We start from the raw sequence: 13,422 nt of genomic DNA, 5'->3' as shown, positions 1-13,422 counted from the left end.
GATCAGGCTGCCCGGACGGCGAGACTGTGCCCGGACCGTAGCGGCGCGGCCAGTCCGTCACAGCCCACCACGATCCGCTCGTAGCGCAGACCAAGGCTTGCCGCGGCATTGCGCGCCGCGGCATCCAGGGCGGCGTCGGTGTCCTGCACGAGATGCACTGCCCGCGTGTAGTGGCCGAAGTAGATGTCGCGCAGTTCGGGGTGGTCCGCAATGCCGAGTCCCTCCAGGATCAGGCGGTCGAAGTGCCGCACCAGGTAGTCCGTCAGGTAGAAGGTGCCGGGCTCCGCCTCCTGCAGGGCGGCGAAGGTCTCCGAGCCCGCGTACAGTTCGTAGCAATGGGCGCCGGGGAGCCGTTCAACCCCCTCCTCGGTACAGACCCGGTCCAGGAGGCCGCCGGTCCCGCAGTCCATGTAGCCCACGAGGATCGTGTCGTATGCGCCACGGGCCGCCCGCACCCGCCGGCGCACGGCCTCGGGAATCTGCTCGGGGCGGTTGTGCAGGCGGGCGGGCAGGCACTCGAAGTCCAACCCGTCCAGTTCGGCCGTGACCGCCGCGAGTTCGCGGGCCAGTGCCCCGCAGGCGATGACCAGGACCCGATCCCTCGCCGGGGCCGGTGCCCCGAGCCGGGTCATCGTCGCTCCGTCACCCGGCGGCGCGGCGCGCCGTCACGAGGTTCGTGGCCGTCTCCGCGGCGATGGCCGCATCGCGGCAGTAGGCGTCGGCCCCGATGGCCGCGCCGAACTCCTCGTTGAGGGGCGCCCCGCCCACGAGGACGATGACCTCGTCCCGCCGACCTTTCTCGACGAGCGTGTCGATGACGACCTTCATGTACGGCATGGTCGTCGTGAGCAGGGCCGACATGCCCAGGATGTCGGGCTTGTGCTCGTCGAGCGCAGCCAGGAACTCCTCCACGTCGGTGTTGATGCCCAGGTTGAACACCTCGAATCCGGCACCTTCCAGCATCATGGCTACGAGGTTCTTGCCGATGTCGTGGATGTCCCCCTTGACCGTGCCGATGACGACGCTGCCGATTGGCTCTGCCCCGGTCTCGGCCAACAGCGGCCGCAGGATGGCCATGCCGGCCTTCATGGCGTTGGCAGCCAGCAGCACCTCGGGCACGAAGAGGATGCCGTCACGGAAATCGATGCCGACGATGCGCATCCCCTCCACGAGGGCGTCGTTCAGGACCTTGTCCGCCGACCAGCCGCGTTCGAGCAGGATGTTCGTGCCCTCGGCGATCTCGTCGGCCAAGCCGTCGTAGAGGTCGTCGTGCATCTGGGCGCAGAGTTCCTCGTCACCCAGCGCTGACAGGTCCAGGTCGTCGGCGTCGTCGAAGTCGGCGTTCGCGGGCACATCACTCATGAGCGTGTCCTTTCAGAGCCAACCGCGGCACCCGCTGCGACGCTCCCGGCAATCGGTCCCGCCGGCGAGGAGCCACTGCAGGTTCCACCCTTCGTCCGGCCCAACTTGCGGTGCCGCGCCACTTCGGCACGAGCCGTCTTGATTCCGCATCGTGGACCGGAACCGTAATGCGGAACAAATCTAGCACAGGATTCCAGTTGGTACCACGGCAACGGCAGGGGTCCCCACGAGGCCCTCGGACGACCTCCGAGCGCGGGCGACGGAATCGGGAAAGGGCGTCGCTCAGGTGAAACGCGAGGGCAGGCGGATGGGGAAGACCTCGCGAATGCGGATGTCCGTCTCGGCACTCACATGGTCGGGGTAGTGCTCGGCGAGCACCTGCCGGGCGCGGTCGTGGGCAACCTGCAGCGCGCTCAGCCCGCCGGCGTCGCTCCAGTTCTCGGGCGACTCGCGGTCGCCGATGATCGGGTAGACGTACTCGGTCTGCATCAGCGCCAGGGTCTGCGCCGAGCCCAGAAAGTGCCCGGGTCCCGCGATCACCTCGGCGATGACGCCGGCCGACAGCGTTCCCTCGTCCACCTCGATGCCGCGGACCGTGCGGTTGATGGAGCCCAGCATGTCGTTGTCGATGACCAGTTGCTCGGGCGAACACGCCAGCAGGCTGGCCAGCATGCCGGCCGACTCGAAGATCAGATTGGCGCCGGCGTTTCCGGCCAGCCCGACGGTCAGGCCCTTCTCATAGCCGGACTGGGCGTCGGGCAGTTTCGAGTCGGTCATGCCGGCCGGCACTCCCGACGGCAGGCCCATCCAGTTGACCAACTGCGCGGCGGCCGCGTTCACCACCGCCTCCTCACCCGAACCGCCGCTCATGGCGCCCGTACGCAGGTCCGAGACGAAGGGCCACATGCCCATGATGCAGGGATGGCCCGGCCGCATGAGGTTGACGTTGCACAGCCCGGCGAGGCACTCGGCGAGGGCCTGCACGAGCGCGCCGGCCAGGGCGGCCGGCGCGGTGGCGCCCGCCTGGCCCGCCGACAGCAGCAGCACGGGCATCCCCGTCTCGACCTGAGCCACCATGCACCGGTTGGCCTCCTCGGCGAAGCGCATGGGAGGGACCACGAACGTGTTGTAGCCAACGACGAACGGGCGCTTGGCGAACTCGCCCGGCCCACCCAGCGCAAGGTCGAACATCTCGACGGACTCGTGCACGTGCTGCGGGTCGAACCATGCCGACCCGGAGGGTTTGGACGTCCCGATCAGGACCGCATAAGCCGTGGAGAGGTCGAGGTCACGGGGATCCTCCAGATCGCGCGCCACGCAGGTGCGCCCGAAGAAGTGGACGTGATCGAAGGAGTCCACCAGGCGGGCGCAGTCATAGACGTCGCTGATGGTCGAGGGGCGGAACCGGTTGGTCTCGTAGTCGTGGATCAGCACCGCCGCGCCCGCAGTCCCGTAGTGCACCCGGTTGCCGCCGACGTGGATCGACTTGTCGTCGTCGAAGCCGTGCCAGATCCACTCCTTGGCGGACCGCCGGATGCCTTCCTCGATCAAGGACCGCGGGTAGTGCAGGCGACCGTCGGCGTCCAGCCAACCTCCCGCACCGGTCACGACCTCGGTGAACTCCGGAATCGGCGTCCCCATCCCCACATCTTCCAGCAGCCCCAGCGCCGTGTCGTAGATCTGCTGCATGTCACTGTCGCTGAGCGGCGCGTAGCGGCCACCCGGCAGCCCTGGGCGCACCGGGCGGGCGTCCGCCGCCGGCGCCGCCTGGCGCTCGGCGATTCGCCCGGCTCGACCGCCGCTCCGGCGGCGGGGAGCTTCCCGAGGCTGTTCGGCCATCCGGCCTCCTTTCGAGGCTCTCGAGCCTCTCGGCGTGACGACTACGTCGCGGCTCTCACCCTCAAGATCGTGGTGCCCTGTTCTCGGGGTCGTAGGCGGCGGCCCCCAGCACGGTGGCGGTGCGGCGCTCGCCCAGCATCTCCAACTCGAAGCTGGACCCTGGCGTCTCGAACTCCGGGGCCACATAGATGAAGGCCAGGCTGGTGCCCACGGAGTGCCCGTAGGCGCCGCTGGTGGCGATGCCCATGATCTCGTCGCTCCCGGGGGCGTAGGCGGGCTCGTTGCCCCAGACGTCGTTGTCGCCCTCGCCGACGGTGCAGTAGACGAGCGCCCACTGCAGCGGCTCGGGCCCGTCGCGGCGCGCCAGCGTGGCCCGCTTGCCGATGAAGTCCTTGGAGAAGTCCACAAAGCGCTCGATGCGCGCCTCGATGGGCGTGATCTCGGTGGTGAGCTCCGCGCCCCAGGCCTTGTAGGCCTTCTCGATGCGCATCACGTTCATGGCGTAGCTGCCGTAGTGGACCATGCCGTGACCTTCGCCCGCCTCCAGGAGCGCCTCGTAGACCTCGGCCATCCGATCGATGGGACAGTGCAACTCCCAGCCCAACTCCCCCACGTAGGACACCCGCAGCGCCTTGACGGGAACCCCCGCCACCTCGATCTCCTGGGCGGTCAGCCAGCGGAACGACTCGTTGCCGAGATCGGCCGCGGTGAGGGGCGCCAGGACGTCCCGGGCCCGCGGGCCGGAGAGGCCGAGCAACGCCGTCTCGTCGGTGACGTCGTTGACCGTCACATCCTCGCCCGCCGCGACGTGTTGGGTCAGCCAGTCCCGGTCGTGGCTCTGGCCCATGATGGCCGAGGAGAGGTAGAAGCGCTCAGGGCCCAACCCGGTGATGGTCATCTCGCACTCGATGCCGCCGAGCTCGGTGAGCATGTGCACGAGCCGGATACCGCCTTGGCGCGGCAGGCGGTTGGCTGACAGGCGGTCCAGCAGGGCGCCGGCGTCGGCGCCGGTGACCTCGAACTTGGCGAAGGCTGTGAGGTCGGCGATTCCCACGCGCTCCCGCACGCCGCGCACCTCCGCGCCGACGGGCTCGAAGGCGTTCGAGCGGCGGTAGGAGTGCACCTCGGGGCTGCCGTCGGGCGAGAAGTACTGCGGGCGCTCCCAGCCGTAGACCTCCTGCCACTGCGCACCCAGGGCGTCGAAGTGCTTGTAGATCGGGGTCGTCTTCTGTGGCCGGCCCGCCGCCCGGTACTCGCCCGGTGGGCGCGGCTGGTACATCTCGTGATACTCGTCCAGGGACCTGTCGATGGTGTAGTGGGTGCGCGCCCCGGCGTAGTCGCCGTAGCGGCGCGGATCCATGCCCCGCACGTTGATCTCGGTCTGGCCGTGCACCATCCACTGCGCCAGGTACTTGCCGGCGCCAGGCCCCTGGGTCACCCCGATGGAGGCGCCGTTGCAGTGCCAGTAGTTCCGCAGGCCCGGCGCCGGCCCCATCAGGTAGCCGGCGTCAGGGGTATGGGTGATCGGGCCCGATACGACCTTGCGGATGCCGGCATCGCCGAAGGCGGGGATGCGCACCGCCGCCCACTCCAGGCACTCCTCGAGGCGGTCCAGGTCGGGGGGCGTGAGGTAGAAGTGCAGGTCCCAGTCCACGCCGTCGACGCCGTAGGGCTGCGAGTCCGACATCTCGTACGGCCCCACGAGCATCCCGTCCAGCTCGCTGCGCACGTACATCGACGCCCGGGGATCGCGTATCGTGGGGGGTTCGTAGCCCAGGTCCACCAGGGGCTGGATGCGCTCGGTCACCAGGTACTGATGGATCACCGAGACGATCGGCACGTCGAGGCCCACCATGGCGCCGAGTTGCGGGGCGTAGTGGCCGGCGGCGTTCACGACGTGCTCGCAGATGATGCGGTCGTTGTCGCAGATCACCTCCCAGCGGCCGTCGGGCAGCTGGTTCATGTCGGTGACGCGGGTGTGGCGGCGGATCTCCGCGCCGAGCCGGCGGGCGCCGCGGGCCATGGAGTTGGTGCAGCTCGACGGGTCGGCCCAGCCGTCGTTGGGGGTGTAGGCGCCGGAGACCACGTCGTCCAGGTTCAGCAGCGGGTGCAGCTCGGCGATCTCGGAGGGACCGATGATGTGGCACTCCACGCCGGCTTGGTGCAGCAGCCCCTGGGTGTAGCGATGCCAGTCCGCCTCCTCGGGCCGTCCCTTGCGGCAGAGACGGACGGTGCCGGGCTCGTGCCAGCCTGTGGCAAGGCCCGTCTCGGCCTCGATGCTGCGGTACAGCGACACCCCCACCTCGTGCACCTTGGCCAGGTTGAAGTCACTGGTGAAGTTGGGGATCATCCCGGCTGCGTGCCAGGTGGAGCCCGAGTTCAGCTCGCCCTTCTCCACGAGGATGGTGTCGGTCCAGCCCTCGTGCGCCAGGAAGTACAGCAGGGCCGCGCCCATGGCGCCGCCGCCGACGATCACGACCCGGATCTCGGTAGTCATCTCACCTCCGGCGCGGGCGGTAGAAACTCCGCAGCTGCGCCGTGGCCGGGACCCGCCGCCCGCCCACGTCGATCTCGAAGGCGGCCGCCGCCAGCCAGTCGGCAGTCACCTGGTCGGTGTGGTGCACGTAACCCATGGCGAGGCAGCGGTCCTCGAGGTAGCTCCAGGCGCCCGAGGTCGTGCACCCCACCACCGCGCCGTCTCGCAGGACCGGCTCGTCGTGGTAGACGAGCAGCTCGGGATCCTCGAGCCGGAACTGCACGAGGCGCTTCGTGCGGGGTAGCCCGCGCTGGGCTTCCAGCGCGGCCCGGCCGCAGAAGTCCGCCTGCTTGTCCCAGCCCACCGCGAACCCCAGCCCGGCCTCCGGAGGGGTGTCCGCCGGGGAGATGTCGTGGCCCCAGTGGCGGTATCCGGACTCGAGGCGCAGCGTGTTCATGGCGTGGTAGCCCGCGAGCGCCAACCCGTGCGGCTCGCCGGCGGCCACGAGGGCGTCGTGGACAGCCCCCGCCTCGGCGTTGGCGACGTACAGCTCCCAACCCAACTCGCCCACGTAGCTCATGCGGATCGCCAGCACCTCGACGCCGGCCACGTCGATGAACCGGGCGGCGGAGAACGGGAAGTCCTCGTCCGCCAGCGAGGCGCCGGTGAGCGGCTCCAGCACGTCCCTCGCCCGCGGACCCATGAGCCCCAGCATGGCCTGGTCCTCGGTGATGTCCCGGATGTCCACGTCGAACCCCCGGCAGCCCCGGCGCAGCCGGGCCCAGTCACGAGTCTGGCTGGCCGCGGCGGTGACCACGAGGAACGACTCCTCGCCGAGTCGCGTGACGGTGAGATCGGCCTCGATACCGCCCCGGTCGTTGCACCACTGCGTGTAGACGGCCTGCCCCGGTGCCACGTCGACCTCGGCGGCACTCAGCCTGTTCAGCACAATGAGGGCGTCGGGCCCGGTGACGCTGAACTTCACGAACGACGTCTGGTCGAACAGACCCACGCGCTCGCGAACCGCCCGGCACTCGGCACCGGCGTTGGCCCACCAGTTCTGCTTGCCGTAGCTGTAGACGTAGGCCCTCTCCTGGCCGTCCGCGGCGTACCAGTTGGGGCGCTCCCAGCCGGCCGTCTCGCCGAAGACAGCGCGGGCGGCGTCGAGACGGTCGTGCAGCGGCGACAGGCGCCGGTTTCGGGCGCTCTCGTACTGGCGATGCGGCCAGTGCATGGCGTAGAGCAGGCCGAGGCTCTCGCCGATGCGGGCGCGCAGATACTCGGGGTCGGCCTGGAAGGGAAATGCCCGGCTGATGTCCACCGACGTCAGGTCGATCGGCGGATTGCGGTCGGCGACCCAGTCGGCCAGCACCCAACCCACGCCGCCGGAGGTCTGCACCCCGATGGAGTTGAATCCGGCCGCCACGAAGCAGCCGTCCACCTCGGGCGCCTCACCCATGTAGAAGACGCCGTCGGGTGTGAAGGCCTCGGGTCCGTTGAAGAAGAGCTGGATCCCGCACTCGCCCAGCGCCGGAACGCGGTGGATGGAGCGCTCGAAGATGGGGCCGATGTGCTCCCAGTCCTCGGGCAACTGCACGAACGAGCTGCCGGGGGGCACGCCTTCGAGGTGCCAGATCTTGCCGCGGGGCTCGAAGAAGCCGGCCATGACCTTGCCGGTCTCCTCCTTGAAGTAGGTGTAGTTGCCGGGGTCGCGCAGCACGGGCGTGGTGGCATCCACCCCCTCCAGCGGCTCGGTCACGACGTAGAAGTGCTCGCAGGCCTGGAGCGGCACGTTCACGCCGATGGTGGCGGCCAGTTGACGGGTCCACATGCCCGTGGCCAGCACGACCGTCTCGGTCTCGATGTCGCCCCGGTCGGTCCGCGCGGCGACGATCCGACCGTCGCGGGTGCGCAGGCCCGTGACGGCGACACCCTCGCGAACGGTGGCGCCCCGGTCGCGGGCCCCCTTCGCCAGGCCCATGGTCACATCCACCGGCGAGAGTTGGCCGTCGCGGACCACCAGCAGCGCACCCACCAGGTCGTCGGTGCGGATGAGCGGCCAGCGCTCCTTCAACTCGTCGAGGTCCAGGATGCGGGTCTCGACACCCACCATGGTTCCCATGGAGGCGCCGCGCCGCACCTCCTCCCAGCGCTCGGCGTTGTCGGCGACAGTGATCGACCCCTCGGTGCGGTAGCCGGGCGACTGGCCGGTCTCCTCCTCCAGCTGCTCGAACAGGCGGGCCGAGTAGGTGGCCAGCTGCGTGAGGCTGTACGTCGAGCGCAGTTGGGTCACCAGCCCCGCGGCATGCCAGGTGGTGCCGCAGGTGAGACTGCCCTGCTCGAGGACCAGAACGTCGCTGATGCCGCGGCGCGTGAGGTGGTAAGCCGTGCTGCAGCCGATCACGCCTCCGCCGACGATGACGACCTGGGCGCGGTCGGGAAGCTGTGGTGTGGCACTCACAGGGCGACATTCTGACAGGCCGGAACCCGTCACCGATGCGCGGGGGCAAACCCGACCGGCCTGTTCGCGGACCCGATGTCGGCGAGCCGCCGACAGATGCGGCCACATCAATCGGCCGAACCGCGCCTGGCGTGAACCGCCGGCGATCGGCCCGCTCCCGGTGGCGACATGCGACGCCCCAACGCCTAGGCTGCGGACGGTCCAGGCAGCGCCGGTACGAGTCGATGGACGCAGGAACGACGACGCAGACATCTGAGCCCACGGAATCGGTCGCCGTCGCCGCGGGCGACGAGGCGTACCACTCCACGGCAGAGCGAGCCGCACAGCGGGCCCGATTGCTGGGACCCCCGGCCGCCGTGGCCGCAGGCGTCATCGGCATCTGGTACCTGTTCACCTACTTCGTGCTGGATCGGGACCAGCAGTTCTTCCTGCCCCCGCTGCATCGGGTCGTGGATGTGGGGTTCCTGACCTGGGACAACCTCGAGCAGGTCCTGCTCGGTCTGTGGCGCACGACGCAGGTCACCCTGGTCGGTCTGGCCCTGGCAATCGTGGGCGGCATGGCCATCGCCGTGGTCATGAGCCAGGCCCGCTGGATCGAGCGGAGCGTCTTCCCCTACGCCGTGGCGGTGCAGGCCGTGCCCATCGTGGCGATCAGCCCGCTCATCGGCCTGTGGTGGGGATGGGACTTCCAGAGCCAGGTGGTGGTGACGATCATCATCTCGATCTTCCCGATCATCACCAACACCCTGTTCGGGCTGCGCTCGGTTGAGCCCAGCATGCACGACCTGCTCACACTCCACCGGGTAGGTCGCTGGACCCGCTTCCGCAAGCTCCAATTGCCCCATGCCCTGCCCGCCATCTTCACCGGGTTCCGCATCTCCGCGGGCCTGGCCGTGGTGGGCGCCATCGTGGGCGAATTCTTCTTCAAGGGCGGCACCTACGGAACCGAGGGGCTCGGGCAGCTGCTGTTCCTGTTCCAGAACCAGCTCTCCGGGTCGAAGCTGGTGGCCGGCATCATCTTCAGCTCGCTGCTCGGCGTGGTGCTGTTCTGGTTCTTCGGTTGGGCCGGCCGGCGCCTCACCAGCCACTGGTACTCCGCCTGAAGCACGAGGCGCCCGGGGCCTGAGACGCAAACCAGTTCGTCCGCGAGCCGTTGCCGAGCCCGGTCCTGACAAGCAATCGACTGGCACCCCGCGGTCCCGCCGATCGCCGGCGAGCACGACAGAGCGGCGAGCCACCAACCGGTTCGGATTTGACTACCCTGAGGCCCCGTCCGACCGCACCGGAGGGTAGATCTCTCAGGCAGTCGAAACGGAGGAGACAAACCGATGAACAAACGTGTCCTGATCGCACTTGTCGCGGCGCTGGCTGTCGTGGCAGTCGCTTGCGCCGCGGATGACTCGGCCTCGGAAGCCGCCGACGCGGCGCTTGCCGCAGCGCAGGCCGCCCAGGCGGACGCCTCCGCGGCGATGTCGGAGGCTGGCGCTGCCGCCGCAGCCGCACAAGGCGCCCAGGCGGACGCCGACACCGGCATCTCTGACGCCGCAGTGGCCGGCGCCGACGCCGCAGCCGCCGCAGCCGAGGCCACCGCAGCCGCAGCCGACGCCGCAGCCGCCGGCGCCGCAGCCGACGCGGCACTTGCCGCAGCCGAGGCCGCACAGGCCGGGGCCGACCTGGCGCAAGCCACCGCCGAAGGCAACGAGGAAGCCATGGCCGCAGCCGAGGACGCCCTGGCAAGCGCCCAAGCGGCGGCCGACGAAGCGCTGTCGGAGGCAGCAGCCGCGCAGCAAGAAGCGGCAGCCGCCCAGCAAGAAGCGGCAGCCGCCCAGGCCGAAGCCGACGATGCCCGAGCCGCCGCCGAGGCGGCGCAGGCCGCACAAGCCCAAGCCGAGGAGGCTCGTGCCGAGGCCCAGGCCGAGGCCGAGGCCGCCATGGCAGGTGTCCAGCTCACCGACGTGTGCCCGAACCCGCTCGTGATCCAGACGGACTGGTTCCCCGAGCCCGAGCACGCGCACACCTACCAGATGATCGGCACCGACGGGGTCGTGGACGCCGAGAACGGCACCTACTCCGGCGAGCTGGGTGACACGGGCCTCACCGTCGAGATCCGCGCCGGCGGTCCGTACATCGGCTTCTCGCCGCCGACGGCGCAGTTCTACGCCGACGACGACATCTTCATGGCCTACGTCGACACGGCCGCCGCCATCCGGAGCTGGGGCTTGACCCCGGTCACCGCCGTGTTCACCAGCTTCGAGGTGGGCCCGCAGATCCTCATGTGGGATCCGGACGACTACGACTTCGAGACGTTCGAGGACATCGGCGACTCCGGGGCCACCGTGCTGTACTTCCAGGGCGCCACGTACATGGACTTCCTGGTCGCCAACGACGTCCTCGACGCGGCGAACGTCGACGGCTCCTACGACGGCTCGCCGACCCGGTTCATCGCCGAGGACGGCCTCGTGCAGCAGGGCTTCGCCACCAACGAGCCGTATCGCTACGAGAACGAGATCGAGGGCTGGCTGAAGCCGGTGGACTTCCTGCTGATCCACGACGCCGGTGTCGAGCTCTACCAGTCGGCGGTCTCGGTGCGCTCCGGCGACATCGAGCGCTACCGGGAGTGCCTGGAGCTGATCGTGCCGATCATGCAGCAGGACCTGGTCGACTACTTCAACGACCCGCAGCCGATCAACGACAGGCTGGACGACATCGTCAAGGAGTTGGACAGCTTCTGGACCTCGTCGAAGGCGGGGCACGCCGCGGCCACCGTGGCCATGCGAGACCTCGGGCTGGTGACCGACGGAGGCAACGGCTTCATCGGCGACATGAACGGCGACCGCATCCAGGGTCTGATCGACATCCTGACGCCGATCTTCACCGAGCAGGGCGTCGAGGGCTTCGACCCGAACGTCACGCCGGGGGATCTCTACACCAACGAGTTCCTGGATCCGTCCGTCGGCCTCGGCTTCTAGCCGAAGGCGCCGAGGAGGTTTCCGCAAACACATGCCGCGGGACGACGGCCCGGTCCCTGGGGAGACTCAGGGGCCGGGCCGTGCCCGTTCCGACTCGGCTGGGCCTGCACCGGCGCGGCGGCCCGCCGAGGCGCTCCGGACGCGAATCCGAGGGCTGGCCACCAGGTTCGGCCTGCCGGTCGCATTCAGCCTGGCGATGGTGGGTCTCTGGTACCTGCTGTCGTACGTGATGCTGGCCGACGATCGCCGGTTCCTGCTCCCGCCGCTGCATCAGGTGTGGACCGCGGCGGTCTCCGACGCCGACGTGCGCGGCGAATTGCTCGACGGCCTGGGGGTCACCGCCAAGGAGTCGTTCACGGGGCTGGCCATAGCCACGGCGGCCGGGATGCTCTTCGCGGTGGCGATGAACTTCAGACGCTGGGTCGAGCGCTCGTTCTTCCCCTGGGCGGTGGTCCTGCAGACGATCCCCATCCTGGCGCTCGTGCCGCTCATCGGCGGGCTGTTCGGATTCGATTTCCAGGCCAGGGTGATCGTCACGGTTCTCATCGCCCTGTTCCCGATCATCACCAACACCCTGTTCGGCCTGCAGTCCGCAGAGCACAACCTGCACGAACTGCTGACCCTGCACAAAGCCTCCCGCGCCACCCGCTTCTGGAAGCTGGAATTCCCGGCCTCGCTGCCGGCCACGTTCACCGGCCTGCGCATCGCGGCCGGGCTGTCGGTGATCGGCGCCATCGTCGGCGAGTTCTTCTTCGGCCGGGGTGAGAAGGGCGTCGGGGTGCTGATCGACAAGTACCGCGGCCAGGCGGCGATCAAGGAGTTGATCGCCGCCCTCCTGGTTTCCTCACTGCTGGGGATCGTGGTCTTCTGGGGCTTCAGCTGGCTCGGACGAATCAGCACCCAGCGCTGGCACGCCTCCGCCGACGAGGCAGGCGTCTGAGCGAGAGTCCCGGTTCCCGCCGGCGGCCGGGGCGCCCGGCGGGCCTCGGGGCGACCGTGCCGCGCCGCTGCCGGACCGGAACCCCCAAGGCGTGGCGGCGATCCGCGACGTCCGTACCGGGGCCACCGCCCCCGGCGGCGAGCGGCGCCGGGTGTGTCCCCGGTCGATGAGTCGAGTTGGGATCGGACTGATGATGGCGAGGACGGCTGCAACGAGAGCCGCGACAGGACTGATCCTGCTCGTACTGGTCGCCGGGGCGTGCACGGTGAACATCGACGTCGATCCTGGCATCGATCTCGACTCGGGTGACGGGACGGATGGCTCGACCGGCGGGCTCCAGGATTCCGTCCTCGGCCCCAACGCCGCCGGATCCGGTAGCAGCGGATCCGGAACCTCCACGGCGGCACGCGACGCGGCGCCGGCGGTCCGGGTGCCGGACCGTGGCGACGAATCACCCGTGATCCTGATCAACCCGCCGCCGACAGCGACAACCGACCCCGTGGTGAGCGGCCCGGCGCCGGCGGATCCGGCGGGCGGATCGACGGTCGAGGCCGGGGACACGGAGGCGACCGCAACAGCCGGCGACACGACACCCACGACCGCAACGACCGCCGACGAGGCGTCGACACCCACCACCGCAACGGCTGCCGCCAAGGCTCCATCCGGCGACGAGGACCTGCCCGGCGAGCCCTACGAGTACGGGCCTGACAAGGGCACGTCGCTGGCAGTCGTGGGGGTGGATCACGACGACGTGCTGAATGTCCGGGACGTGCCGTTCGGTGCGATCATCGCCACCCTGGGCCTCGGGAACCCCATCGCCTACCTGCTGGAGGTCCGGGAGATGCCCTCCGGCGAGCCCATCGCCCACTTCGAGTCGTGGGACGGGGCGATCGTGGCCACCGGCCGCACCCGGAAGCTGCCCACGACCGTGTGGCACGAGGTGCAGGTGGCCGGGGTGACGGGCTGGGCGAGCGGCGCCTACCTCGCCCCGATCGGGTTGACCGACGACATCACCGCACATCTCATCGATCGTCTCGGCGAGCGGCCGGAGGCCCGCACCCTGACCGAGTTGGCCCTGATCGTCGGCGAGGTGTTCGCCTCCGGGGAACCCCCGTCGCGTGTCGTCGTGACGGTGGGGCCCAGCATCTTCGAGGCGCTCGGCGAGATGACGGTGGACGTGCTGAACCTCGGCGACGACTCACTGCGGGGCTACCGGCTGCACATCTTCGCCACCCCTGCCGGCGACTGGATGTCGGAGGATCCCGGGCCGTTCACGCTCCGCGCCGTGGAGCGCACCATCCTCTGCTACAGCCACCGCGGTGTCACAACCGACGGCCTCTGCGTCTGATCGGAGGCGCTTCCCAGATCCCGATCC

9 protein-coding genes are annotated in these 13,422 nt (G+C 69.7%); 4 read left to right on the top strand and 5 right to left on the bottom strand.

The window, feature by feature from the left end; all coding sequences use genetic code 11:
- Nucleotides 1–2: 2 nt before the first annotated feature.
- From OXG55_09130 to OXG55_09110, 5 genes are all read right to left on the bottom strand, one after another.
- Nucleotides 3–632, bottom strand: coding sequence for a DUF1638 domain-containing protein (locus tag OXG55_09130; GenBank protein MCY4103407.1), 630 nt, complete (start codon nt 630–632; stop codon nt 3–5).
- 10 nt (nt 633–642) lie between these two features.
- Nucleotides 643–1,362 carry a B12-binding domain-containing protein gene (locus OXG55_09125; protein MCY4103406.1) on the bottom strand — a complete coding sequence of 240 codons (720 nt, stop codon included), beginning with the start codon at nt 1,360–1,362 and terminating at the stop codon, nt 643–645.
- A gap of 282 nt (nt 1,363–1,644) precedes the next feature.
- Nucleotides 1,645–3,201 carry a trimethylamine methyltransferase family protein gene (locus OXG55_09120; protein MCY4103405.1) on the bottom strand — a complete coding sequence of 519 codons (1,557 nt, stop codon included), beginning with the start codon at nt 3,199–3,201 and terminating at the stop codon, nt 1,645–1,647.
- 61 nt (nt 3,202–3,262) lie between these two features.
- The gene (locus OXG55_09115; protein ID MCY4103404.1) at nt 3,263–5,698 is read right to left on the bottom strand and encodes an FAD-dependent oxidoreductase; all 2,436 of its coding nucleotides are present in this window, start codon (nt 5,696–5,698) and stop codon (nt 3,263–3,265) included.
- A 1-nt stretch (nt 5,699) separates the two neighbouring features.
- The gene (locus OXG55_09110) at nt 5,700–8,138 is read right to left on the bottom strand and encodes an FAD-dependent oxidoreductase (protein ID MCY4103403.1); all 2,439 of its coding nucleotides are present in this window, start codon (nt 8,136–8,138) and stop codon (nt 5,700–5,702) included.
- A 224-nt stretch (nt 8,139–8,362) separates the two neighbouring features.
- On the opposite strand from OXG55_09110, the gene OXG55_09105 reads away from it, so the two are divergent.
- The 4 genes from OXG55_09105 (at nt 8,363) to OXG55_09090 (ending at nt 13,395) form a co-directional block, all read left to right on the top strand.
- The gene (locus OXG55_09105) at nt 8,363–9,241 is read left to right on the top strand and encodes an ABC transporter permease (GenBank protein MCY4103402.1); all 879 of its coding nucleotides are present in this window, start codon (nt 8,363–8,365) and stop codon (nt 9,239–9,241) included.
- A gap of 225 nt (nt 9,242–9,466) precedes the next feature.
- Nucleotides 9,467–11,107, top strand: a complete 1,641-nt coding sequence (locus OXG55_09100) for a hypothetical protein (GenBank protein MCY4103401.1) — start codon at nt 9,467–9,469, stop codon at nt 11,105–11,107.
- 196 nt (nt 11,108–11,303) lie between these two features.
- On the top strand, nt 11,304–12,047 hold the full coding sequence (locus OXG55_09095; protein MCY4103400.1) for an ABC transporter permease: 744 nt from the start codon (nt 11,304–11,306) through the stop codon (nt 12,045–12,047).
- Between the two features lie 190 nt (nt 12,048–12,237).
- Nucleotides 12,238–13,395: a hypothetical protein gene (locus OXG55_09090; protein ID MCY4103399.1), complete on the top strand. Its 1,158-nt coding sequence runs from the start codon at nt 12,238–12,240 to the stop codon at nt 13,393–13,395.
- Nucleotides 13,396–13,422: the final 27 nt, after the last annotated feature.

It is taken from the genome of bacterium, from assembly GCA_026708055.1.
Taxonomy (GTDB): domain Bacteria; phylum Actinomycetota; class Acidimicrobiia; order Acidimicrobiales; family CATQHL01; genus VXNF01.
This window is presented reverse-complemented; position numbering and strand designations above follow the sequence as displayed.

What these genes read in the sequence shown, in the direction of transcription:
- OXG55_09130 (MCY4103407.1), bottom strand. Translation starts at nt 632, where the DNA reads ATGACCCGGCTCGGGGCACCGGCCCCGGCGAGGGATCGGGTCCTGGTC.
- OXG55_09125 (MCY4103406.1), bottom strand. Translation starts at nt 1,362, where the DNA reads ATGAGTGATGTGCCCGCGAACGCCGACTTCGACGACGCCGACGACCTG.
- OXG55_09120 (MCY4103405.1), bottom strand. Translation starts at nt 3,201, where the DNA reads ATGGCCGAACAGCCTCGGGAAGCTCCCCGCCGCCGGAGCGGCGGTCGA.
- OXG55_09115 (MCY4103404.1), bottom strand. Translation starts at nt 5,698, where the DNA reads ATGACTACCGAGATCCGGGTCGTGATCGTCGGCGGCGGCGCCATGGGC.
- OXG55_09105 (MCY4103402.1), top strand. Translation starts at nt 8,363, where the DNA reads ATGGACGCAGGAACGACGACGCAGACATCTGAGCCCACGGAATCGGTC.
- OXG55_09100 (MCY4103401.1), top strand. Translation starts at nt 9,467, where the DNA reads ATGAACAAACGTGTCCTGATCGCACTTGTCGCGGCGCTGGCTGTCGTG.
- OXG55_09095 (MCY4103400.1), top strand. Translation starts at nt 11,304, where the DNA reads ATGGTGGGTCTCTGGTACCTGCTGTCGTACGTGATGCTGGCCGACGAT.
- OXG55_09090 (MCY4103399.1), top strand. Translation starts at nt 12,238, where the DNA reads ATGATGGCGAGGACGGCTGCAACGAGAGCCGCGACAGGACTGATCCTG.